This window comes from Actinotalea endophytica (assembly GCF_025717005.1).
In the GTDB taxonomy this organism is placed as follows: Bacteria; Actinomycetota; Actinomycetes; order Actinomycetales; family Cellulomonadaceae; genus Actinotalea.
The window spans coordinates 34464-57013 of the sequence record NZ_JAOVZU010000013.1; the positions used below are offsets into that span (position 1 = coordinate 34464).

Here is a 22550-nt window from a genome sequence, read left to right on the forward strand (position 1 = left end):
CCTGTCACGAAACCCTGTGACCGCGACACTCACCTGGAATGACGCACGATGACCGGCACGCGCGGCCGTTCGCCCGAGGTCCCGGATCCTGAGACCGCTCCCGCCTGGAGCGGACAGCCGCGGCACGCGGCCGACGGCGCGCACGACGTGCACGGCTCGTGCCGGACCCCGGTCGGGGTGACCTCGACGAGGCCCATCCGCGCGAGCTCGTCGACCATGGTCGCGGCGAGGTCGGGCGCGATCCCGAGGCGGGCGGCGATGCTCCCGGTCGTGCTGCCCGCCGCGACCAGCGCCGCCACCGCCTGCAGGTCCGCGCGCGGGCTCACGGGACGAGCCGCCCGAGCTGGAACACCACGACCGCGAGCGTCCACGCCGCGACCAGCTGCACGCCGACGGCGACCACGGTCCATCGGGTCCCGAGGATCCGCCGCTGCTCGGCGATCGTCGCCACGCACGGGGTGTAGCCGAGCACGAAGACCATCAGCGCGAGACCGGCCGCCTGCGGGTGGCCGCCGGACGTGGCGTCCAGGGTCGACTCGATCGCACTGACCAGCCCGCGCGGCTCGGCCTGGGCGTCGACCGCGTAGGACTGTGCGAGCTGGCCGACCACGACCTCCTTGGCCACGAAGCCCCCGGCGAGAGCCGAGACCACGTGCCAGTCGTCGAACCCGGCGGGGCCGAAGACCGGGGCGACCGACTCGGCGGCCCACCCGTACAGGCTGTCCTGCGGTGAGTCCCCGCCCTGGTGGCCCGGTGCAGGGATCGCCAGCAGCGCCCACACGATCACCAGCGCCGCCACGACCACCTTGCCCGCACCGGTCGCGAAGGCCCACACCCGCGCCCACACGGTGGCGAGCATCGGGCGCAGGCGGGGACGCTGGTAGGGCGGCAGCACGAGCACGAGCGGCTCGGCCCGCATCTCCCGGAAGGTCGTCAGCCGCAGCGCCGCCCCGCCGACCAGCACGAGCGCGACGCTCAGCACGTACATCCCGAACACGACGAGACCGGCGTGCTGCGGGAGCACGACCTCGGCGAGCACCACGTAGACCGTCAGGCGAGCGGTGCAGGACGTCCACGGGACGAGCAGCGCGGTGAAGAGCCGGTGCTTGATGCCCGGCAGCGTCCGGGTCGCGGCAAGCGCCGGGACGTTGCAGCCGAAGCCGAGCACGAGCGGGAGGATCGCGCGACCGTCCAGCCCGACGACCCGCATCGCGTGATCGGCCAGGTACGCGGCCCGGGCCAGGTAGCCGCTGTCCTCGATCACCGCGAGGGCCAGGTAGGTGATCGCCATCACGGGCAGGAAGGTGGCGACGACGCCGAGACCGACCAGCACGCCGTCGACCAGGAGACCGACGACCCAGTCCGGCGTGAACCCGCCGAGCCAGCTCGCGGCGACCGTCGCGACCGGACCGGTCACCACCCGGCTCACCAGGTCGATGACCGGACCCGCCACGCTCGTGGTCAGCTCGAACAGCGCCCACAGCACGAGCAGGAACACCGGCAGACCGATCCACGGGTTGAGCAGCACCCGGTCGACCCGGTCGGTGCGGGTGACCCGCGGCGTGGGCTGCGGCAGCAGGCTCGCACCGATCTGCTCGACCCAGCCGAACAGCTCCTGCGCCTCGGCGAGCCGGGCCGTGAGCTCGCCGTCCCCGCTCACGTCGGACGCAGCGACGCCACGCACGTGCCCGGCGCCCGGCAACGCCTCGGCAAGCTCGGCCAGACCGGCGCCGGTGCGCGGGTCGACCCCGACGACGGGCACCCCGAGCAGGTCCGCCATCACGTCGAGGTCCACTGCGGTGCCGTGCTCACGGGCGACGTCGAGCATCGTCACGGCGACCACCACGGGCCGCCCCGTGCGGGCGACCTGCGCGAGCAGGTACAACGAGCGGGACAGCGCCGCCGCGTCCAGGACGACGACCGCGATCGCGTCCCGGTCGGCGAGCGCGTCGACCACCACGTCCTCGTCCGGGGAGCGCGCGATCAGGCTGTAGGTGCCGGGCAGGTCGAGGACGTCGCGGACCATGCCGGGCCGGCGCCAGACGCCCCGCTGCATCTCGACCGTGGTGCCGGGCGCGTTGACGACCCGGGCGCGGGTCCCGGTCATCCGGGAGAACAGCGTGGACTTGCCGGCGTTCGGGTTGCCGACGAGCAGCACCGCCGCCAGGCGCGTGGTCGCGCTGCTCACGAGAGGGAGCGGACCTCGACGCCGGCGGCGGTCCCCCCGTCGATCGCCAGCCGGGCCCCACCGAGCGCGATCACCCGCGCACCGAGCGGCCCGCGGTGCAGCACCCGGAGCGTCGAGCCGACCCGCAGACCCAGCTCGCCGGCACGCAGCAGGGCGGCCTCGTGCAGGCCGAGCGAGACGACCTCGACCTCGACACCCGGCGGGCAGGTCCGCAGCTGCATGCGGTCATCCTAGGGTGAGGTAAGGCAAACCTCAGGCTCCGAAGGTCCCAGCCACCAGGGACCGTCCGCCCCGACGGATCAGGCCGTCAGCGCCAGGTAGGCCTCGTCCTGCGCGCAGCCCACGACCCGCGCCACCGCCCCGGACAAGGCACCGAGGGTGACGAGCAGCCCCTCGGGCCCGATGCGGTGCCCGCCGGACGGCCCGCGCAGCTCCGCCCAGTAGCACTCGAAGACCTCGTCGTAGCCCCACGTGGAGTCGGTCGACCAGCCCTCGATCGCGAGGCTGCGCCGGAACGCCGGTCGGTCGTGTGCCGCCATGGAGCCATGCTCTCCCCCGCCACCGACACGGGTGGCCGCCGGAGCGTTCCCCGCCCCTGCCCGCGGCAGCGTTCCCCGGCACGTCACCCGCCGTCCACCCGCGCACCGCCGCGCATCCGCCTGCTGCACACCGCCTGGCAATACGATGCCGCGATGGACACCGGCGCCCCCCAGGGTTCTCCGACGCCTGACCCCCGCCCCGACCTGACCGAGGGGCCCGCTGCCCAGGGCGCAGCGCCCGCCGCGTCCCCTGCGGCCGGGCCGTCCGCGCTCGATGCGCTGCCCGCTCCTGTGCGCCGGCGTCGCATCGTGTCCTGGGCGCTGTGGGACTGGGGGTCGGCCGCCTTCAACGCCGTGATCACGACGTTCGTGTTCACCGTGTACCTGACCGGCACGTCCTTCGTGGATCCCGACGTGGTGTCCGCCGCCGACGGCGCACCGGACGGGTCGGCCGCGGCGCAGGCGCTCGACTCGGCGATCGCCGCCCACTCCTCGTGGCTCGGGTGGGGCCTCGGCATCGCCGGGTTCACGATCGCACTGCTCGCCCCGGTCATGGGCGCCCGCGCGGACGCGACCGGGCGTCGCCGTTTCTGGCTCGGCGTGCACACCATGATCGTGGTCGCGCTGAGCGCGGCGATGTACTTCGTCCGGCCCGCGCCCGGCAGCCTCGACTTCTACGTCCTGCTCGGGATCGGTCTGCTCGCCGCCGGCAACATCTTCTTCGAGCTCGCCGCGGTGAACTACAACGCGACCCTGTCGCAGGTCTCCACGCCCGCGAACGTCGGCAAGGTCAGTGGCTTCGGCTGGGGGGCCGGGTACCTCGGCGGGATCGTCCTGCTGCTCGTGCTGTTCTTCGCGTTCATCGACCCGGAGGTCGGCCTGTTCGGCGTGACCAGCGCGGACGGCCTGAACGTGCGGGTCTCGATGCTGGTGGCCGCGGCCTGGTTCGGCCTGTTCGCGATCCCGGTGCTGGTCGCGGTCCCGGCCGCCCCCGCCACCGGGGGCCGGGGCGACGGTGGGCTGATCGCGTCCTACCGGGGGCTCTTCCGGGACGTCGCACGCCTGTGGCGCGAGGCGCGGCACACCGTGTACTTCCTCGTCGCCAGCGCCATCTACCGGGACGGCCTCGCCGGGGTCTTCACGTTCGGCGCGATCATCGCGGCCGGCACCTTCGGCTTCTCCAGCTCGCAGGTGATCATGTTCGGGATCGCGGCGAACGTGGTGGCCGGGCTCGCGACCATCGCCTCGGGGTGGTTCGACGACCGGTTCGGCCCCAAGGCCGTGGTCGTGACGTCGCTGATCGGCCTGATCGTGGCAGGCATGGCCGTCTTCTTCGGCCACGCGGGCGGTCCGACCGTCTTCTGGGTCTTCGGCCTCGTGCTGACGATCTTCGTCGGGCCCGCGCAGTCGGCCAGCCGCACGCTGCTGTCCCGGGTGATCCCGCCCGGCCGCGAGAGCGAGGTGTTCGGCCTCTACGCCACCACCGGCCGCGCAGCGAGCTTCCTGGCCCAGGTGGGCTTCGCCGCCTTCATCCTGATCGGCGGCGCGCAGTACTGGGGCATCATCGGGATCATGCTGGTCCTGGCCCTCGGACTCGCCCTGCTGCTGCCCGTCCACCCCGAGCGCGCCACGTGGACCGACTGAGCGACTGGCGCCCCGACCTGCTGCCCGGGTGGCAGCAGGCCACGATCGACCTCGGCGAGGACGACGAGGGACCACTCGTCGCCACCCTCGTCCGGCGCGACCCGGGCGAACCGGAGATCGCCCGCCACCTCGCCGCGGGCCGCACCGCGCAGCGACCGGCCGTGCTCTACGTGCACGGGTTCAACGACTACTTCTTCCACACCCATGTCGCCGACGCCCTGGCCGGCGAGGGGTACCAGCTGTACGCGCTGGACCTTCGCCGGTGCGGACGGTCCATGCGTGCCGGCCAGACCCCCCACTGGTGCACCGACCTCACCGAGTACGCCGAGGAGCTGACCATCGCCGCCCGGCTGCTGCGGGGCGAGCTCGGCCACGACCGGCTGGTCGTGATGGGGCACTCCACGGGAGGCCTGGTGGCGAGCCTGTGGGCGCACAGCCTGCGACACGCGAGGGTCGTGGACGCGTTGGTGCTCAACAGCCCGTGGTTCGACCTCAACGCCGGCTGGTTCCACCGGGTGGTGTCCACCCGGATCCTCGACGTGGCCCCGGTGGACCCGCGGCAGGTCGTCGTGGACGGCCCCTCGGCCTACTCGTGGCACCTGCACGTGGACCACGGCGGCCGCTGGGACTACGACCTCGACCTCAAGCCACCCGGCGGGTTCCCGGTCCGGGCGAGCTGGCTGCGCGCCGTCCGGCGCGGTCAGTCACGGCTGGCCCGCGGGCTCGAGATCGCCGCACCGGTGCTGGTGGCGACGTCGACCGAGAGCGGCCCGAACACGCTCGACAACCCCGCGCTCGACGCGCAGGACACCGTGCTCGACGTCGAGCAGATCGTCGACCGTGCGTTGCGCCTCGGCACCGAGGTGACCCTGCTCAGGGTGCCCGGTGCGGTGCACGACCTCGCGCTGTCGGCGCCGCGGCCCCGGGCGATCTACCTCGACGCCGTCCTGGCCTGGCTCGCCGCCGTGCTGGACCACGCGGACGACGCGACGGTGGCGGCCGACCGCGAGGAGCAGGCCGCCCGGGCCGGGCTGCGTGCCTCGGCCCTCAGCGAAGAAGACCGGCCGTCCGCGCCGGGTCGTCCGTCGTGACCTCCGTGACGCCGAGCGCCAGGCACGCCTCGACGTCCGCCGCGGTCGACACGGTCCACACCCGCACCACCCGCCCGGCCGCGACCCACCGCGTGACCCGGTCGGGGTGCGCCGCGAGGTAGGCCACCGACGGCCCCACCCCGCCCACCTCGTCCGCCAGCGCGACCGCGTCCCCGACCAGGGCGGCCGCCACGCCCGCATCGACACCGTGCGCCACGAGCTCGGCGACCTCGGCCGCGTCCAGCAGCGGCATGAGGCAGTGCGCCGGCGCGCCGAGCCGGGCCAGCTCACGCAGGGCGCCGGGATGGAAGCTCATCAGGCTCACGGTGACGCGCCCGTCCGAGCCCAGCCGACCGTCGTGGAAGCCCGCGTCGGCCAGGATGTCGAGCACCGCGCGCTCGGCGGCGAACCCGTAGGGCGCGGGGTGCTTGAGCTCGATCACGAGGGTCACCGGCCGCCCGGCGTCGAGCGCGAGCCCGACGAGCTCGGCGAGGGTGAGCACCTGGTCGCGCGGACCACCCCAGGCCGGAGGCGGCACCGCGCCGCGCAGCACGTCGAGCGCGCGGAGCTCGGCCAGGGTGTGCGCGTGCACCGGTCCCGTGCCGTCGCTGGTGCGATCGACCGTGTCGTCGTGCCAGCAGACCGCGACGCCGTCCGCCGTCAGGTGGACGTCGCACTCGAGGCCGTCCGCGCCGTCCGACAGCGCTTGGAGGTAGGCCGCCCTGGTGTGCTCGGGCCAGCTCGCACTGGCGCCGCGGTGTGCGATCACTCTCACGCCGACCACGCTAGCGACCCCGCACGACCCGGGCGCCCGGAGCCGGCGCGCGTGCCGATCCGGGACCTTCGTCCGTATACCTGGCGGGGTATGACGAACGTCCTGGTGCGGGCCCGCGCCATTACCTAACCTTGGCCGTACCGACCCGATCCGGGCCGGCTGGATGGACCTGACGAAGGAGTCACCGTGCCATCACTCGTCGTCCTGGGCGCCGGGACCGCCGGCACCATGGTCGTGAACAAGCTGCGGCCGAAGCTCGGCCCCGAGTGGTCGATCACCGTGGTCGATCCGTCCGAGCTGCACCACTACCAACCCGGCTACCTGTTCCTGCCGTTCGGCACCTACCAGCCGAAGGACGTCGTCAAGCCGATGACGCACGTCCTGCGCAAGGACGTGGACCTCGTGCGCGCGTCCGTCGACCGGGTCGACGTCGACGCCCGGACGGTGCACCTCACCGACGGCCGGACGCTCGACTACGACTACCTGGTGATCGCCACCGGCACCACACCGCGCCCCGACCAGACGCCCGGCATGGCCGAGGCGATGGGCAAGAACGTGCACGAGTACTACACGTACGACGGCGCGATGGCCCTGCGCCGCGCTCTCGACGGCTTCACCGGGGGCCGCCTGGTGGTCCACATCACCGAGATGCCGATCAAGTGCCCCGTCGCGCCGCTCGAGTTCGCCTTCCTCGCGGACTCGTACTTCTCCGAGCGCGGCATCCGGGACAAGGTCGAGATCTCCTACGTCACGCCGCTGCCGGGCGCCTTCACCAAGCCGGTCTCTGCGCGGGCCTTCGGCGACGCGCTCGCCCACAAGGGGGTGCAGCTCGAGCCCGACTTCGTGGTCGAGCACGTGGACGGCGAGGAGGGCCTGCTGGTCTCGTACGACGAGCGCGAGATCCCGTTCGACCTGCTGGTCACGATCCCGCTGAACATGGGCGCGGACTTCGTCGGTCGATCCGGGTTCGGCGACGACCTCAACTACGTGCCGGTCGACAAGCAGACCCTGCTCTCGGACTTCTCCGACCGGGTGTTCGCGGTCGGCGACGCGACGAACATCCCGGCGTCCAAGGCGGGCGCGGTCGCGCACTTCGCCGTGGACGGCTTCGTGCCGAACTTCCTCGCGCACATCCAGGGCAGGCCGATGACCCACCTGTTCGACGGGCACGCGAACTGCTTCATCGAGTCCGGGCACGGCAAGGCGCTGCTGATCGACTTCAACTACGACACCGAGCCGCTGACCGGCGTCTACCCGTACGCGAAGGTCGGCCCGCTGAGCCTGCTCAAGGAGACCCGGCTCAACCACCTCGGCAAGCTCGCGTTCCGCTACATCTACTGGCACATCCTGATGCCGGGCCGTCACCTGCCGGTGCCCATCCGGATGTCGATGGCGGGCAAGGTGCCCGCTGCGGACGTCGAGGCCGAGCCCCACGACGACGCGCCACCCATCCCCACGTTCTGACGACACACGCCGCCGGAGGACCTGCGGCCCACCACCCGAGGAGGGGACATGCCCACCACCACCATCAACGGCAAGGAAGTCCACATCGATGCCGAGGGGTTCATGACCGAACCCTCGGAATGGGACGAGGGGATCGCGAACGTCCTCGCCGGGAACATCGGCATCGAGCTCACCGAGGCGCACTGGCGGCTCCTGAAGTTCCTGCGCGAGGACTTCGCGCAGCAGGGCGAGACCGCCACCACGCGCCGCGTGCAGACCGTCGGCGGCGTGCCGACCAAGGAGCAGTTCGCCCTCTTCCCCAAGAAGCCCGCCAAGAAGATGGCCTACATCGCCGGGCTGCCGAAGCCCAAGGGCTGTGTCTGACCCCCACCCACTCCGCGGAAGGACAACCCCATGACCGACCAGCCCGTGATCCCGTCGTTCGGTGACGACGAGGAGTCGGACCGCAAGCTCGCCATCATCTGCTCCAAGGGCAACCTCGACATGGCGTACCCGGGTCTGATCCTGGGCAACGCCGCGCTCGGAGAGGGCGTCGAGACCCACCTGTTCTTCACCTTCTGGGGCTTCGACATCATCACCAAGTCGCGGATGCACGACCTGAAGTTCACGCCGGTCGGCAACACCGCGACCCACATGCCGATGGGCCTGACGCCCCTGCCCGGGATGACCGGCATGGCGACGAAGCAGATGAAGAAGGCGATGGACGACCTCGAGATCCCGACGGTGCCGGACTTCCTCGACCAGATCGTGGCGTCCGGGGGCCACCTGTGGGCCTGCCGCCTGTCGGCGGACATGAACAAGCTGACCGACGCCGACCTCCGGGACGACGTCGAGGGCATCATCAGTGCGTCCGACTTCATCGAGATGACGGCCGGCGCACAGCTGCTCTTCATCTGACCGCCCGGTGCCGGGGTCGCCGTCGCGACCCCGGCACCTATACCCCCGGGGGTATATACTCCTCGCCATGACCCAGCGTTCCCGTCTCCTGCGCGGTGTGGCCGCAGCCGCCTTCGGCGTCGCCATCGCCGTGTCCGCCGCCGGCTGCTCGTCCTCGGCCGAGGGCACCAGCCAGTCCACCTCCGCCGCCACCCTCTCCGTGGTCGACTTCGCCAAGCGCGTCGCCACCGACGGCGTGGTCACCATCGACGTGCGCACTCCCGAGGAGTACGCCTCCGGCCACCTGCCGGGAGCGATCAACATCGACGTCGAGGCGGCCGACTTCGCCGACCAGGTGGCCAAGCTCGACCACACGGCTCCCTACGCGCTCTACTGCCGGACGGGCAACCGCTCCGGCATGGCGATGGGGATCATGGCCGACGAGGGCTTCACCGACCTCGCCCACCTCGACGGCGGGATCACCGACTGGGCCCAGCAGGGCGGCACGATCGTCACCAACTGAGTGACGCGCAGGGCCCGGCCGGACCGGGTCCGCCGACTCGGCGCACGATCGGCCGGGCGCTCGGCCGGGACTGCTGGCAAGGTTGTCGCATGCAGATCTGGCCCGGTCGGCCGTACCCGCTGGGTGCCACCTTCGACGGCAGCGGCACCAACGTCGCGGTGTTCTCCGAGGTCGCCGAGCGCATCGAGCTGTGCCTCTTCGACGCCGACGGCGCCGAGACCCGCGTCGACCTGCCCGAGGTCGACGCCTTCGTCTGGCACGGCTACGTCCCCGACATGCACCCCGGGCAGCGCTACGGCTTCCGTGTGCACGGGCCGTACGAGCCCGAGCACGGCCATCGCTGCAACCCCGCGAAGCTCCTCCTCGACCCCTACGCCAAGGCGATCGACGGACAGGTCGACGGGGACCAGGCGCTCTACTCCTACGACTTCGGCGACCCCGACTCGCTGAACGCCGAGGACTCGGCCGGGCACACCATGACCTCGGTCGTGGTCAACCCGTACTTCGACTGGGGCCACGACCGCCCGCCGAACCACGGCTACCACGAGACCGTGATCTACGAGGCGCACGTCAAGGGCCTCTCCGCGCTGCACCCCGACGTCCCCGAACGGCTCCGCGGCTCCTACGCCGGCCTGGGGCACCCGGCCGTCGTCGACCACCTCGTCGAGCTCGGCATCACGGCCGTCGAGCTCATGCCCGTCCACCAGTTCGTCAACGACCCGACCCTGCAGGACAAGGGTCTGTCGAACTACTGGGGCTACAACACGATCGGCTTCTTCGCGCCGCACAACGGCTACTCCTCCTCGACCGTCCCGGGCGGGCAGGTCCAGGAGTTCAAGCAGATGGTCAAGACCCTGCACGAGGCCGACATCGAGGTGATCCTCGACGTCGTCTACAACCACACCGCCGAGGGCAACCACCTCGGCCCGACCCTCTGCTTCCGCGGCCTGGACAACGCCGCCTACTACCGGCTCGTCGACGACGACCCCGTGCACTACTACGACACGACCGGCACCGGTAACTCGCTCCTGATGCGGCACCCTCACGTGCTCCAGCTGCTGATGGACTCGATGCGGTACTGGGTCAACGAGATGCACGTCGACGGGTTCCGCTTCGACCTCGCGGCGACCCTCGCCCGTCAGTTCCACGAGGTCGACCGGCTGAGCGCGTTCTTCGACCTGGTCCAGCAGGACCCGGTGATCAGCCAGGTGAAGCTCATCGCCGAGCCCTGGGACCTGGGCGAGGGCGGCTACCAGGTCGGTGGGTTCCCGCCGCTGTGGACCGAGTGGAACGGCCGCTACCGCGACACCGTGCGCGACTTCTGGCGCGGCGAGCCCGCGACGCTCGCGGAGTTCGCCAGCCGGCTGTCCGGCTCGGCCGACCTGTACGAGCACACCGGTCGCCGTCCGATCGCGTCGATCAACTTCGTCACCGCCCACGACGGGTTCACCCTCACCGACCTGGTGTCGTACAACGAGAAGCACAACCAGGCGAACGGCGAGGGCAACGCCGACGGCGAGAGCCACAACCGTTCCTGGAACTGCGGCACCGAGGGCCCCACGACCGATCGCGCCGTGCAGACCCTGCGACGGCGCCAGCGGCGCAACTTCCTCACCACGCTGCTGCTCTCCCAGGGCGTCCCGATGCTGAGCCACGGCGACGAGCTCGGACGCACCCAGCTCGGCAACAACAACGGCTACTGCCAGGACAACGAGCTCACCTGGATCGACTGGGACCTCGACCGGAACCAGACCTCGTTGCTGGACTTCACCCGCCACGCCGTGCGCCTTCGCCGCGAGCACCCCGTGCTGCGCCGGCGCAGGTTCTTCGCCGGGCGCCCGGACCACGGTGGCGAGTCGGAGCTCGGCGACATCGCGTGGCTGACCACCACCGGTGAGCACATGGCCGACGAGGACTGGTCGGAGAGCCACGCCAAGGCGTTCCAGGTCTGGCTCAACGGCGAGGCGATCGCCGAGCCCGACACCCGCGGCGAGCCCATCGTCGACGACAGCTTCCTGATGCTGTTCAACGCCGCGGAGCACGGCGTGCAGTTCACGCTGCCCGGGCCCGACTACGGCGAGAAGTGGACGTGCGAGCTCGACACGTCCATCTCGCTCGCCGAGGGGAAGGTCGTCGCGGCAGGGTCGACCCTGACCCTCGCCGGTCGGTGCTGCCTGGTCCTGAGCCGGAAGGCCACCACGTCGTGAGTGATCGCGGACCGGGCCGGCGTCGTCCCCCCGAGGGGCGGGTCGTCCCGACCTCGACCTACCGCGTCCAGCTCGGCCCGGGTCTCGACCTCGACGCCGTCGCCGCCCACGTCGGCTACCTCGCCGGGCTGGGCGTCTCCCACGTCTACCTCTCCCCCGTGCTCCAGGCGGCCCCGGGCTCGACCCACGGCTACGACGTGGTCGACCACGACGCGATCTCCCCCGAGCTCGGTGGCCGGGCCGCCCTCGACCGGCTCGCCGCGGCCGCCCGCGACGCGGGCCTCGGGCTCGTGGTCGACATCGTGCCCAACCACATGGCCGTGCCCACCCCCGCGTACCACAACCGTGCGCTGTGGTCGGTGCTCTCCGAGGGCCCGGTGTCGGAGTTCGCCCACTGGTTCGACGTGGACTGGTCGGCCGGCGAGGGCGCCCTGCTCATGCCGGTGCTCGGCCGTCGGATCGGGGCCGTCCTCGGCGACGGCGAGCTCACCCTGGACGAGATCACCCTGCCCGGCGACGACGTGCCCCAGCCGGTGCTGCGCTACTACGACCACGTCTTCCCGATCCGACCCGGCACGGAGGCGCTGCCGCTGGCCGACCTGGTCGCCGCGCAGCACTACCGGCTCGCTTACTGGCGGGTGGCCGACGAGGAGCTCAACTACCGGCGGTTCTTCGACGTCGGCACCCTCGCCGCGATCCGGGTGGAGGACGAGGAGGTCTTCGCCGCGACGCATCGCCAGATCGTGGGCCTCGTGACCGACGGTGTGGTGGACGGCCTGCGGATCGACCATCCCGACGGGCTCGCCGACCCGCAGGGCTACCTCGCCCGGCTGGCCGAGGTCACCGACGACGCCTGGGTCGTGGTCGAGAAGATCCTGGCGCCCGCCGAGGAGCTGCCGGACGACTGGCCGACGGCCGGCACCACCGGCTACGAGGCACTGTGGCGGATCCAGCAGGTGTTCGTCGACCCCGCCGGCGGGGGTGAGCTCGGCGCCCTCATGCACCAGCTCACCGGCGACACCGCCGACGCGCTCCCCTCGGTCGTCGAGCAGGCCAAGCGGGAGGTGGTCGCCGGACCGCTGTACGCCGAGGTGCACCGGCTCGCCGAGCTCGCCGCCGAGATCTGTGCCGACGACGTCCGGCTGCGCGACCACACCCGGCGTTCGCTGCAGGACTGTCTGATCGAGCTCCTGGTCGCCGCGGACCGCTACCGGTACTACGTGGTGCCCGGCGAGCCGATGGCCGCCGAGGCCCGGTCCGCGTTCGGGGAGGCGGTCGAGGTGGCCCGGTCCCGGCTCGAGCCGAACCGGCAGGAGACCATGGACCTGCTGGCCGAGATGCTGCTCGGCAAGGAGTCGGGCTCGGCCGGCCGGACCCGCGAGCCGCGGCGCGACGAGCTCGTCGTCCGCTTCCAGCAGACCTGCGGCGCCGTGATGGCCAAGGGCGTCGAGGACACCGCCTTCTACCGCTGGACGCACCTGGTCGGGCTCTGCGAGGTCGGTGGCGCACCGGAACGCTTCGCGATCTCGCCCGAGGAGCTGCACGCCTGGGCCGCGCACGCCCAGGTGCACGCCCCGGTCGCGATGACGACCCTGTCCACCCACGACACCAAGCGCAGCGAGGACACCCGAGCCCGGCTCGGCGTGCTGTCCGAGCTCCCGGCCGCGTGGACGGCACTGGTCCAGCACGTGCGCGACGCGACGGCCCCGCTGCGGCCGGCACTCCTGGACGGGCGGACCGAGTCGCTCCTCTGGCAGACGCTGGCGGCAACCTGGACCGACGGTCCGCTCGCGGCGGACCGCCTGAACCAGTACCTGACCAAGGCCATCCGGGAGGCGAAGGAGCACACCAGCTGGACCACCCCGGACGAGGCCTACGAGCAGGCGGTCCTCGGCTTCGCGGCGGCCGCCCTCGAGCACCCGGACGTGCTCGACACCTTCGAGTCGTGGGCGCGTCGCACGGCGCCCGGGGTCCGCGCGGCGACCCTCGGCCAGAAGCTCGTGCAGCTCACCCTGCCCGGTGTCCCGGACGTGTACCAGGGCACCGAGTCCGTGTCGGTCGCGCTGGTGGACCCGGACAACCGGCGCCCGGTCGACCACGCGGCGCTCAGCGACGCGCTGACCCGCCTCGACGCGGGTGAGGCGCCACGGGACCTGGCCGAGGAGAAGCTCCTCGTGACGTCGCGCGCGCTCCGGCTGCGTCGTGCCCACCCGGAGGCGTTCATCGGGCCGCAGTCCGGCTACCTGCCCCTGCCGTCCTCGTCGGGGCACGCGCTGGCGTTCAGCCGGACGCTGGCGGACACCCCGGTCGCGGTCACGATCGCGACCCGGCTCGCGCTGTCCCTCGACCGCTTGGGCGGCTGGGGCACCCACACGGTCGCGCTGCCCGAAGGGGCCTGGCACGACCTGCTGACCGATCGCGTCGTCCCCGGCGGCCTGGTGCCGCTCGGCGAGCTGCTCGACGCCCTCCCGGTCGCCCTGCTCGTCCCGGCCCAGGACCGCGGATGACCTCACCGGACGGATGGAGCGACCGCGGGTGGCTGCCCCGGGTCTGGGCACCGGGTGCTGGCTCGGTCACGCTGCACCACGGCCCCGGAGGGATCGAGGCGTCCCGCCCGATGACGCGCCTCGAGGCCGGCTGGTGGACGAGCGACGTCGCGCTCGGCCACGGCACCGACTACGCGTTCGCCCCGGACGGCGCCGACCCGCTCCCCGACCCGCGCAGCGCGTGGCAGCCGCACGGGGTGCACGGCCCGAGCCGGGTGTTCGACCCTCGGCGGCACACCTGGACCGACGCCGACTGGACCGGCGTCGACGCCCGCGGTGCGGTCGCCTACGAGCTGCACGTCGGCACGTTCACGCCCGAAGGCACGCTCGACGCGGCGATCGGACGGCTCGACCATCTCGTCGCCCTCGGCGTGCAGCTCGTCGAGCTGATGCCGCTCGCCGCGTTCCCGGGCGTGGCCGGGTGGGGCTACGACGGGGTGGCGCTCTATGCGGTGCACGACCCCTACGGCGGCCCGGCGGCGCTGCAGCGGTTCGTCGACGCGGCGCACCGGGCGGGCATCGGTGTGTGCCTCGACGTGGTCTACAACCATCTCGGCCCGTCCGGGAACTACCTCATGCAGTTCGGGCCCTACTTCACCGACACCCACGAGACACCGTGGGGCTGGGCGGTCAACCTTGACGCGCCGCACGCCGCCGGCATGCGATCGTTCCTGATCGACAACGCGACCCGGTGGCTGCGCGACTTCCACCTGGACGCGCTGCGCCTGGACGCGGTGCACGCCCTCGCCGACGACTCCGAGCGGCACCTGCTCGCCGAGCTCGCCGACGCCGTCGCGCTGCTCGCCGCGGAGCTCGGCCGTCCGCTGTCCCTGGTCGCCGAGTCGGACCTGAACGACGCGACGATGGTCACGCCCACGGCCGAGGGCGGCCTCGGGATGACCGCCCAGTGGGCGGACGACGTGCACCACGCCCTGCACGCCTGGGTCACCGGCGAGCGGCACGGCTACTACGGCGACTTCGGCGACGCGGCCACGCTCGCGCACGCCCTGACCCGGGTGTTCGTGCACGAGGGTGGTTGGTCGACGTTCCGCGGCCGACCCTGGGGTGCCCCCGTGCCGCCCGGGACCGACGGGCACCGGTTCGTCGTGTTCGCCCAGAACCACGACCAGGTCGGCAACCGCGCGCTCGGTGACCGGCCCTCGGCCCGACTCGCCCCCGCTCTGCTGGCGCTCGAGGCCGCCGCGGTGCTCACCTCGCCGTTCACCCCGATGCTCTTCATGGGCGAGGAGTGGGGTGCCCGGACCCCGTTCCAGTTCTTCACCGACCACGCCGAGCCGGACCTCGTCGAGGGCATCCGACGCGGCCGCGCGCAGGAGTTCGCCGGTCACGGCTGGGAGGAGCTCTACGGCGGTCCCCCCGACGTGCCCGACCCCCAGTCCCCCGCGACGGTCGAGGCGAGCCGCCTGGACTGGTCCGAGCCGGAACACCCGGACCACGCACGCATGCTCACCTGGTACCGGACGCTCGTCGCACTGCGCGCGAACGAACCGGACCTCGCATCGGGCGACCTCGACACCACCGGCGCCGTCGCCGCACCCGACGGCACCTGGGTGGTCCTGCACCGAGGTCGCCTACGGGTCGTCCTGCACCGGGGGGACGGCCCGACGAGGGTGCCGCTCGGCGGCACGGCCGTCGAGGTGCTCGCTGCCTGGGAGCCGCTCGAGGCCGGCCTGCAGCACGTCACGCTCCGCGGGCCCGGGGCCGCCGTCGTCCGTGTGTCCGAGGAGGACCGATGAGCAAGAACCCGTGGGACGTCCACCCCGTGCAGGCGCTGCGCGCCGGGCCCGGGTTCGACCTGTCGACGTTCGACCCGTCCGCCACGCCCGGCTGGTCGGACGACCGCGACGACGGCGAGGAGCGGATGGCCGAGCAGGGCGCGCGTCTGGCGGACCTGCAGGAGATGCTCTTCGCCGAGGGACGCAGCGGCGGCGCGCGCAGCGTCCTGCTCGTGCTGCAGGGCATGGACACCACCGGCAAGGGCGGGATCGTCCGGCACGTGGTCGGCATGGTCGACCCGCAGGGCGTGGACCACGCGTCGTTCGGCAAGCCGACGCCCGAGGAGCTGGCCCACCACTACCTGTGGCGGATCCGCAACGCGCTGCCCCGCCCGGGCCGGCTCGGGGTCTTCGACCGGTCGCACTACGAGGACGTGCTCGTCGTGCGGGTGGAGAACCTCGTGCCGCCGGACGTGTGGGGCCAGCGGTACGACGAGATCAACGCCTTCGAGGCCGAGCTGGTCGGGTCCGGCACCGCGATCGTCAAGGTCGCGCTGATGGTCTCGCTCGACGAGCAGCGCTCGAGGCTCGGCGAACGCCTCGAGCGGCCCGACAAGTACTGGAAGTACAACCCGGCCGACCTCGACGCCCGCGCCAAGTGGCCCGACTACCGCGAGGCGTACCAGGCGCTCCTGGACCGCACGTCGACCGAGATCGCCCCGTGGTTCGTGGTGCCGGCCAACCGCAAGTGGTACGCGCGCCTCGCCGTCACCGAGCTGCTCGTGGACGCGTTCGAGCGCCTCGGGCTGCGCTGGCCCGCCGCGGAGTTCGACGTGGAGGTCGAGAAGGACCGCCTCGAGAACTCCTGAGGGACCGGTCGACGGCGGCCGGGCGAGCCGACCGGTCCACCGACGACGCGCGCTAGCCCGTAGCCGGCTCGACCGCGCCCCGGACCCGCCGCAGCTCCACGAGCGGGACGAGACCGGCGATCAGCGGCACGAGCTGGATGCACACCCGCCAGACGATCATGCCGGCCACCAGCGCGGCCGGGTCCGCCGTGCTGCGGTCGGCGATCAGCGCGACCACCGCGGCGTCCAGGATGCCGAGCCCGAGGAACGGCGTCGCCATGAGCAGGTACATGGACATGAACGACGCGACGATCACCAGCAGCGGAGCCTCGGAGGGCGGCACGCCGAGGAACCGCAGCGCCGCGACCAGGATGAGCGACTCGGTGACCACCATCATCGCGAGCGATCCGCTCGCCCAGCCCCAGTACCGCTCCCACCGGCCCGCGACGTTGCCGTGGAAGTCGACGAGCCGCTGCTCCATCGCCTCGGGACCCGGCAGGCTCGGCCGGATCCGCTGACCCACCCGCCCGAGCAGCCGCCCGAGCGCCGCCGCGGACGACGACCCGCGGAAGAGCACGACGAGCGCGACCACGATGACCGTCGCCGCAAGGCCGGACACCACGGCGGTCCAGCCGACGGCCGTCTCGTCCCCGACCGTCCAGAGCATCAGCACCGCGCCCACCACCGGGACGGTCAGTCGCACCGCGTAGAAGAGCACCGAGTTCAGCACCAGCCCGGCGAGCCCGCGCGCCACGTCGATGCCCCATGCCCGGAACAGGGCGGCCCGCGCGACGATGTCGGCCGGCGCCGGCGTGACCGTCGCGACGAGCACGCCCACCAGGTCGTTCGCCACGGCACGCCGGATGCCGAGCCCCTCGGTGAACAGGGCCAGCGGTGTCGAGGAGAAGAGCTGCCGCACGGCGACCAGGGCAAGGAGCACCAGGACCTGCCACCAGCTGAGCTGCCCCAGCGCGTGACCGACGGCCGGCCAGTCGACGTTGCGCAGCACCCGCACCACGTACCAGACGATCCCCGCGAGCGCGGCCCACAGGACGGCGCGGAGGATCGCGGCAAGGATCAGCCGACGACGACTGCGCGCGGTCAGGAGGGGCGGACCGGGGTCCGGTCGGCCGTTCTCGACGGGACCCGACGGCTCGGCTGGCAGCACCCGGCCATGCTAGGGGTTCGTGATCATCCCTCGGTCAGGGCGCCCAGCCGGGACAGCGCCCGGTAGTACTTCTTCCGGTACCCACCGCGCAGCATCGCGTCGGTGAACAGCTCGCTCGTCCCGGACCCGCCGAGCAGCACCGGGACGTCCCGGTCGTAGAGCCGGTCCACCAGCACGACGAGGCGCAGGGCGTCGTTCTGGTCGGTCAGCCGGCCCACGCCGGTCAGCCCGACCCGGCGCACGCCCTCGAGCAACGCCCCGTACCGGCTCGGGTGCACGGTGCGCAGGTGCTCGACGAGCGCGCCGAAGTCGTCGCACGTCACCCCCTCGCCGACGGCCCGGCTGCGGACCTCCTCGTCGGGCAGCCCGCGGCTCGCCGTGACCACGTTGCGGTGGCGGTAGTCGTCACCGTCGATCCGCAGCACCTCGAACCGGGCCGCCAGCGCCTGGATCTCCCGCAGGAAGTCCTCGGCCGCGAACCGGCCCTCGCCGAGCGACTCGGGCAACGTGTTGGACGTCGCGGCGAGCGTGACGCCGGCGTCGCCGACCTCACGGAGCAGGCGGGCCATGAGGACGGTGTCGCCCGGGTCGTCGAGCTCGAACTCGTCGATGCACACCACCCGGCGTGCCGAGAGCTCACGCACCGTGGCCGCGAAGCCGATCGCACCCACCAGGTGCGTGTACTCGACGAACGTCCCGTACACCACGTCCCCCGCGGATCGTTGCCCCACCGCGTGCGCGAGACCGGCGAGCAGGTGGGTCTTGCCGACCCCGAAGCCGCCGTCGAGGTACACCGCGGCCGCCGCGCGCGCGCTCGACCGGTGCAGCAGTCGCGCGAGGCCCTTGGCCGGCGGGGCGGCGAGGCCGTCGGCGACCTGCGCGAGGCGTTCGCGAGCCACCGCCTGGCTCGGGTGCGCGGGCCGGTACGACTCGAAGGTCGCGTCGCCGAAGTGCCGTGGCACCACGAACCCGGCGAGCAGGGCGTCGGCCGGCACCTCGGGCCGGCGCAGCAGCGTCGTGGTCACGACACCTCGACCACGGCCGGTGACGCAGGGTCGGCGAGCGTCCGGACCACGGCTGCTGCGACGTCGGCGCGGTCGACCTCGGAGCCGGGGTCGAGGTTGCGCTCGTCGCCGCCGACCGCCGCGAGAACGCTGACCTCGTGGAACCGGACGCGTGCACCGACCGGTTCCTCGCGCAGCACGCGCACCATCATCCGCTGGGCGGCACCGGTGACGTTCACCGGTCCGGAGCCCGGCATCGGTTCGGTCGCCGCGGCGCCGTTGAGCAGCACGTACGCGGGGTCCGGTCCCACCAGCACCGGCGCGATCGCCCGGACCGCGAGCCAGTGCGCGGTGAGGTGGCTCTCCAGGATCCGCCGCCACACGTCGGGTGCGACGTCGACGAGCTGGTCCCCGAGCCACCAGCCGCCGAGTGCGGCGACCGCGCCGGTCGGAGCCCACCCGGGCTCGGTGAGGACGTCCAGCAGCGTCTCGGGGTGCTCCCAGTCGACCCCGCGGACCACACGAGCGCCGTCCGGGGCGTGCGAGTCGGCCCCACGCGTCGGGACCACCACCCGGGCCCCGTCCGCCACCAGTCGCCGGACCACCGCCGAACCGACCAGCCCGGTGCCGCCGGCCACGACGACCACCTGGGGGTCGGGCTGCTCGGCTGGCACGGCGGTCATGGTACGTGCGGGCGGCACGGGCCGCCTGGTGGCTAGGCTCCAGCCATGACCCTCATCGTCGTGCTCACCGAGGAGACCCTCGGCTCCGCGGACGTCGCGAAGATCGCCGAGCTGCACCCCGACGCCTCGTTCCGTGTGCTGGTACCGGCCGACACCGAGCGGAACCTGCTCGCCTCGATCGTGGACCACCTGAGCCTCGGCGAGCTCCGCGAGGCGCTGGACGACGTCGTGCGCCGTGAGCCGCCGACCACCCCGCAGGAGACCGCGGCCCAGCAGCTCTCCGCGAGCCTCGACGCGTTCCGGTCGTCCGGGTCCCAGGCGGACGGCGCGGTCGTGGACGACGACCCGCTGCCGGCCCTGCGTACCGCGGTCGCCGAGCTCGACGCCGACGAGGTCGTCGTGGTGACGACCCCGCACGCGCTCGAGGACACCTTCCACACCGACTGGGCCTCACGAGCGCGCGAGGAGCTCAAGGTGCCGGTCATGCACCTGTACGCCGGGACCAACCAGCTCGGCTGAGACTCAGTCGCGCACCCGGTGCCCGGCGCGCTCGATCGTGCGCCGGGCCAGGACGTCGAGGGAGTCCACCAGCAAGCGGTCGGCGCTCAGCAGGTCGAAGTCGGCCGCGACGATCGACAGCTCGGTGCAGCCGAGCAGCACGACCTGGGCACCCGCGGCCCGCAGCCGCTGCACGACACCCTGGAAGGCCTCCAGGTCGATCGGCCGGCCTGCCTTGACCTGGTCGTAGATGATCCGCATGACGATCGCCTGATCGGCCTCGTCCGGGGTCAGGCAGGTCATCCCGCGTGACTCGATCTCCGCGTGGTAGACCCGCGCGGCGAGCGTCCCGCTGGTGCCGAGCACCCCGACGCGCTCGAGCCCGGGCACCCGCCGGGCGGCTTCGTCGACGGTCTCCCCGACGATGCTCACGACCGGGATCGAGACCGCCGCGTGCACCTGGTCGGTGAAGTGGTGCGCGGTGTTGCACGGGACCACCAGGAACGACACGCCGAACGCCTCGAGGCGCGCCGCGTCGGCGGCCATCACCGGACCCGGGTCCTCGTCCGAGGTGCCGAGGATGTACGCGGTGCGGTCCGGGATCGTCGCGTGGTTCAGCACCACCATGTCCAGGTGGTCCTGGTCGCGCGCGGCCTCGGTCAGCCGCACGATCATGTCCAGGAAGTACGCGGTCGCCTGCGGCCCGACCCCACCGATCACCCCGACGGGCAGCGCCGCCCCGTTCACGGCCGGCCCCCGGCGGCCCGCCACACCTCGACCGGGTAGTGCGTGCCGTACTTGCGGAACTGGTTGAGCTGCGCGACCACGAGGTACGCCACCCTCCGCGGGTCCCACTCGTGCCGGTACCAGAGCGGGTTGGTCACCCGGCGCGAGCGCCACAGTCGCCGCACCCGCTCACCCAGCGCCGGGTCGGCCAGGTAGCGCAGCAGGAGCCGCTTCGGCAGGACCGTGTAGAGGTGTTCGGTGGTGAGCTCGGTCGCCGCGCCCTCGGGCAGCGGGTCGAGGCCCTGGACGTGCTCACGCACCGTGATCTCGGCGGTGTTCTGCCCCGCCGAGGTGATGTAGAAGTTGCTCCGGCCCAGTCGGGGGTTGAGCTCGAAGAAGACCGTCCGGCCGTCGCGCGGGTCGTGCTTGAGGTCGAAGTTCGCCCACCCGGTCCACCCGATGTGCTCCAGCAGCCGGGTCGCCTGCGCGACCAGCTCGTGGCCCGGGCCGGTGATGATCCCGGCCGGGTTGCCGAGCGCTCCCGGGGTGTGCTCCTCGAGGAGCACGTCGCCGAAGCAGGCGAACCGCACCCGCCCGTCGCGGTCGCTGTAGCAGGTGAGGATCCGCATCCCGGAGTCGTCGCCCGGGATCATGTCCTGGATCACGAACGTGTCCGTGTAGCCCGACGCGCGGACCTTCTCCAGCAGTGCGGTGAGCTCCTCCGGCGTGTCCACCGTGAAGACCTTCTTCTTCCCGGGGAACTCGACGAGGTGGTACGCCGCGGTGTTCCCGGTCTTCGCGATCACCGGGAACCGCAGGTGGGCCGTGTCCGGGACACCGCCGCTGCCGACGTCGTGCACCACGGTCGTCGGATGGGCCAGGCCGAGCTCGCCGCAGAGCCTGCCGAAGGACTCCTTGTCCGTGACCAGGTCCAGTCGCTCGCGCGTGGTGTACGGGATCGTGTATCGGTCCTCGAGTCGTGAGCGCTGCTCGACGATCGTGCGCACCAGCCAGTCCGCGCTGCCCATCAGGATCAGGTCGGCGTCGGCGTGCTGGTCCGCGATCGCATGCAGCCGGGCGACCACCGCGTCCGGCTCGTCCATCCGCGGCTCGACCACGTTGGTGAGGATCCGCGAGTGCCGCACGAGCCCGGTCGACACGGTCGAGACCACCACGGCGCGCACGCCGTAGGCCTCGTGGAACGTCCGCGCCAGGCTGTAGGCGCCGATGTCGCCGCCGAGGATCACCGGCTGCAAGCGCCTGTCCGGCGCATCCCGCCGCTGCTCGACCTCGGCCACGTCCGTCGTCCCCTCGTCCGCCACGTCCGGTCAGCGTAGTGCGCGATCGTCACCCGGATGCCCCGCGCGCCGCCGCCGGTCGGCCGGGTCATGCGACGTACGCTGCGAACGTGATGACGGCCCACGACGCCCCTCACCCGTTCCTGCAGGCGCTGCACGCCCTGCGGGAACGTCGCCTGCGGGCCGAGGTCAGGTTGACCGAGGTCCCTGCCCCGGCACGCATCGCCCCCTACGCCGTCGCGCTGAGCGCCGAGGTCGACCCCGAGCGCAGCGGCGACGAGCTTGCCTCCGGCAGGTTCGTGCTGCTCCACGACCCGGCGGGCCAGGAGGCCTGGGACGGCACGTTTCGCGTCGTGACCCTGACCCGCGCGACGCTCGAGGCCGAGCTCGCGGCCGACCCGCTGCTCTGCGAGGCCGCCTGGAGCTGGGTCACCGACGCCCTCGTCGGGACCCCGTACCACTCCCTCGGCGGCACCGTGACCCGCGTCGTGTCGCAGTCGTTCGGCGCCCTCGACGACCGGCCGGACCAGGTCGAGGTGGAGATCCGTGCCTCGTGGACGCCGGACGACGACGCCGGGTCCCACCTGCAGGCGTGGTCGACGCTGCTGTGCACCGCAGCCGGGCTGCCGCCCCTGCCCGACGGCGTCACAGCCCTCTCCCGGCACCACTGACTCTCACCCGCCGGAGTGACTCAAGGGGCCCTTTGCCTCTGCCGATACAAGGGCAACGTCCCGAC

At 72.6% G+C, this 22550-nt stretch carries 22 protein-coding genes; 12 read left to right on the plus strand and 10 right to left on the minus strand.

Annotated elements, in window-relative coordinates:
• Window positions 1–29 precede the first annotated feature (29 nt).
• The 4 genes from OEB99_RS18470 to OEB99_RS18485 all read right to left on the minus strand — a co-directional run bounded on the left by OEB99_RS18470 (window position 30) and on the right by OEB99_RS18485 (window position 2727).
• A complete protein-coding gene (locus tag OEB99_RS18470) occupies window positions 30–326 on the minus strand; it encodes a helix-turn-helix domain-containing protein (RefSeq protein WP_263578775.1) in 297 nt (98 codons plus the stop codon).
• Entirely contained in the window at window positions 323–2188 is a 1866-nt protein-coding gene (gene feoB / locus OEB99_RS18475; protein ID WP_263578776.1) for a ferrous iron transporter B, read from the minus strand. Before feoB ends, OEB99_RS18470 begins: the two co-directional genes overlap by 4 nt.
• A complete protein-coding gene (locus OEB99_RS18480) occupies window positions 2185–2409 on the minus strand; it encodes a FeoA family protein (RefSeq protein ID WP_263578777.1) in 225 nt (74 codons plus the stop codon). The genes feoB and OEB99_RS18480 overlap by 4 nt, the downstream gene beginning before the upstream one ends.
• 78 nt (window positions 2410–2487) lie before the next feature.
• Window positions 2488–2727, minus strand: coding sequence for a hypothetical protein (locus tag OEB99_RS18485; RefSeq protein ID WP_263578778.1), 240 nt, complete (start codon window positions 2725–2727; stop codon window positions 2488–2490).
• A gap of 153 nt (window positions 2728–2880) precedes the next feature.
• On the opposite strand from OEB99_RS18485, the gene OEB99_RS18490 reads away from it, so the two are divergent.
• A complete protein-coding gene (locus OEB99_RS18490; RefSeq protein ID WP_263578779.1) occupies window positions 2881–4371 on the plus strand; it encodes an MFS transporter in 1491 nt (496 codons plus the stop codon).
• Window positions 4359–5462: an alpha/beta hydrolase gene (locus OEB99_RS18495; RefSeq protein ID WP_263578780.1), complete on the plus strand. Its 1104-nt coding sequence runs from the start codon at window positions 4359–4361 to the stop codon at window positions 5460–5462. The genes OEB99_RS18490 and OEB99_RS18495 overlap by 13 nt, the downstream gene beginning before the upstream one ends.
• On the opposite strand, the gene OEB99_RS18500 is transcribed toward OEB99_RS18495, so the two are convergent.
• Window positions 5419–6237, minus strand: a complete 819-nt coding sequence (locus OEB99_RS18500) for a glycerophosphodiester phosphodiesterase (RefSeq protein WP_263578781.1) — start codon at window positions 6235–6237, stop codon at window positions 5419–5421. The genes OEB99_RS18495 and OEB99_RS18500 overlap by 44 nt on opposite strands.
• Before the next feature lie 186 nt (window positions 6238–6423).
• On the opposite strand from OEB99_RS18500, the gene sqr reads away from it, so the two are divergent.
• From sqr to OEB99_RS18540, 8 genes are all read left to right on the plus strand, one after another.
• A complete protein-coding gene (gene sqr / locus OEB99_RS18505) occupies window positions 6424–7701 on the plus strand; it encodes a type III sulfide quinone reductase, selenoprotein subtype (protein WP_263578782.1) in 1278 nt (425 codons plus the stop codon).
• Window positions 7702–7749: 48 nt separating this feature from the next.
• Complete coding sequence (locus OEB99_RS18510; RefSeq protein WP_263578783.1) at window positions 7750–8064, plus strand: TusE/DsrC/DsvC family sulfur relay protein; 315 nt, start codon at window positions 7750–7752, stop codon at window positions 8062–8064.
• Window positions 8065–8094: 30 nt separating this feature from the next.
• Window positions 8095–8598: a DsrE/DsrF/DrsH-like family protein gene (locus OEB99_RS18515; RefSeq protein ID WP_263578784.1), complete on the plus strand. Its 504-nt coding sequence runs from the start codon at window positions 8095–8097 to the stop codon at window positions 8596–8598.
• A gap of 67 nt (window positions 8599–8665) precedes the next feature.
• Complete coding sequence (locus OEB99_RS18520) at window positions 8666–9100, plus strand: rhodanese-like domain-containing protein (RefSeq protein ID WP_263578785.1); 435 nt, start codon at window positions 8666–8668, stop codon at window positions 9098–9100.
• A gap of 89 nt (window positions 9101–9189) precedes the next feature.
• Complete coding sequence (glgX, locus tag OEB99_RS18525; protein WP_263578786.1) at window positions 9190–11307, plus strand: glycogen debranching protein GlgX; 2118 nt, start codon at window positions 9190–9192, stop codon at window positions 11305–11307.
• Window positions 11304–13814 (plus strand): malto-oligosyltrehalose synthase, encoded by a 2511-nt coding sequence (gene treY, locus OEB99_RS18530; RefSeq protein ID WP_263578787.1) that lies wholly within the window; start codon window positions 11304–11306, stop codon window positions 13812–13814. Before glgX ends, treY begins: the two co-directional genes overlap by 4 nt.
• A complete protein-coding gene (gene treZ, locus OEB99_RS18535; protein ID WP_263578788.1) occupies window positions 13811–15610 on the plus strand; it encodes a malto-oligosyltrehalose trehalohydrolase in 1800 nt (599 codons plus the stop codon). Before treY ends, treZ begins: the two co-directional genes overlap by 4 nt.
• Window positions 15607–16458 carry a polyphosphate kinase 2 family protein gene (locus OEB99_RS18540; RefSeq protein WP_263578789.1) on the plus strand — a complete coding sequence of 284 codons (852 nt, stop codon included), beginning with the start codon at window positions 15607–15609 and terminating at the stop codon, window positions 16456–16458. Before treZ ends, OEB99_RS18540 begins: the two co-directional genes overlap by 4 nt.
• Before the next feature lie 52 nt (window positions 16459–16510).
• Here the strand turns inward: OEB99_RS18540 and OEB99_RS18545 are convergent, their stop codons facing one another.
• Genes OEB99_RS18545 through OEB99_RS18555 form a run of 3 tightly spaced genes read right to left on the minus strand, consistent with a single transcriptional unit; the run spans window position 16511 to window position 19283 of the window.
• Entirely contained in the window at window positions 16511–17605 is a 1095-nt protein-coding gene (locus OEB99_RS18545; protein WP_263578790.1) for a lysylphosphatidylglycerol synthase transmembrane domain-containing protein, read from the minus strand.
• A gap of 23 nt (window positions 17606–17628) precedes the next feature.
• Complete coding sequence (gene zapE, locus OEB99_RS18550; RefSeq protein WP_263578791.1) at window positions 17629–18630, minus strand: cell division protein ZapE; 1002 nt, start codon at window positions 18628–18630, stop codon at window positions 17629–17631.
• Window positions 18627–19283: an NAD-dependent epimerase/dehydratase family protein gene (locus OEB99_RS18555; protein ID WP_263578792.1), complete on the minus strand. Its 657-nt coding sequence runs from the start codon at window positions 19281–19283 to the stop codon at window positions 18627–18629. Before OEB99_RS18555 ends, zapE begins: the two co-directional genes overlap by 4 nt.
• A 54-nt stretch (window positions 19284–19337) precedes the next feature.
• Here OEB99_RS18555 and OEB99_RS18560 point away from each other — a divergent pair, with 54 nt between their 5' ends.
• Entirely contained in the window at window positions 19338–19811 is a 474-nt protein-coding gene (locus OEB99_RS18560; RefSeq protein ID WP_263578793.1) for a hypothetical protein, read from the plus strand.
• A 3-nt stretch (window positions 19812–19814) separates the two neighbouring features.
• Here the strand turns inward: OEB99_RS18560 and cuyB are convergent, their stop codons facing one another.
• Both cuyB and OEB99_RS18570 read right to left on the minus strand, forming a co-directional pair.
• Window positions 19815–20537, minus strand: a complete 723-nt coding sequence (cuyB, locus tag OEB99_RS18565; RefSeq protein ID WP_263578794.1) for a cysteate racemase — start codon at window positions 20535–20537, stop codon at window positions 19815–19817.
• A complete protein-coding gene (locus OEB99_RS18570) occupies window positions 20534–21838 on the minus strand; it encodes a carboxylate--amine ligase (RefSeq protein WP_263578795.1) in 1305 nt (434 codons plus the stop codon). Before OEB99_RS18570 ends, cuyB begins: the two co-directional genes overlap by 4 nt.
• A gap of 89 nt (window positions 21839–21927) precedes the next feature.
• Between OEB99_RS18570 and OEB99_RS18575 the strand changes: the two genes are divergently transcribed.
• Window positions 21928–22485 (plus strand): DUF3000 domain-containing protein, encoded by a 558-nt coding sequence (locus tag OEB99_RS18575; RefSeq protein WP_263578823.1) that lies wholly within the window; start codon window positions 21928–21930, stop codon window positions 22483–22485.
• Window positions 22486–22550 lie beyond the last annotated feature (65 nt).

Bases quoted from the DNA above. Each gene is read 5' to 3' on its own strand.
- OEB99_RS18575 (WP_263578823.1), top strand. From the start codon at position 21,928: ATGACGGCCCACGACGCCCCTCACCCGTTCCTGCAGGCGCTGCACGCC.
- OEB99_RS18510 (WP_263578783.1), top strand. From the start codon at position 7,750: ATGCCCACCACCACCATCAACGGCAAGGAAGTCCACATCGATGCCGAG.
- OEB99_RS18490 (WP_263578779.1), top strand. From the start codon at position 2,881: ATGGACACCGGCGCCCCCCAGGGTTCTCCGACGCCTGACCCCCGCCCC.
- OEB99_RS18560 (WP_263578793.1), top strand. From the start codon at position 19,338: ATGACCCTCATCGTCGTGCTCACCGAGGAGACCCTCGGCTCCGCGGAC.
- glgX (WP_263578786.1), top strand. From the start codon at position 9,190: ATGCAGATCTGGCCCGGTCGGCCGTACCCGCTGGGTGCCACCTTCGAC.
- OEB99_RS18480 (WP_263578777.1), bottom strand. From the start codon at position 2,409: ATGCAGCTGCGGACCTGCCCGCCGGGTGTCGAGGTCGAGGTCGTCTCG.
- treZ (WP_263578788.1), top strand. From the start codon at position 13,811: ATGACCTCACCGGACGGATGGAGCGACCGCGGGTGGCTGCCCCGGGTC.
- OEB99_RS18485 (WP_263578778.1), bottom strand. From the start codon at position 2,727: ATGGCGGCACACGACCGACCGGCGTTCCGGCGCAGCCTCGCGATCGAG.
- OEB99_RS18515 (WP_263578784.1), top strand. From the start codon at position 8,095: ATGACCGACCAGCCCGTGATCCCGTCGTTCGGTGACGACGAGGAGTCG.
- OEB99_RS18520 (WP_263578785.1), top strand. From the start codon at position 8,666: ATGACCCAGCGTTCCCGTCTCCTGCGCGGTGTGGCCGCAGCCGCCTTC.
- OEB99_RS18540 (WP_263578789.1), top strand. From the start codon at position 15,607: ATGAGCAAGAACCCGTGGGACGTCCACCCCGTGCAGGCGCTGCGCGCC.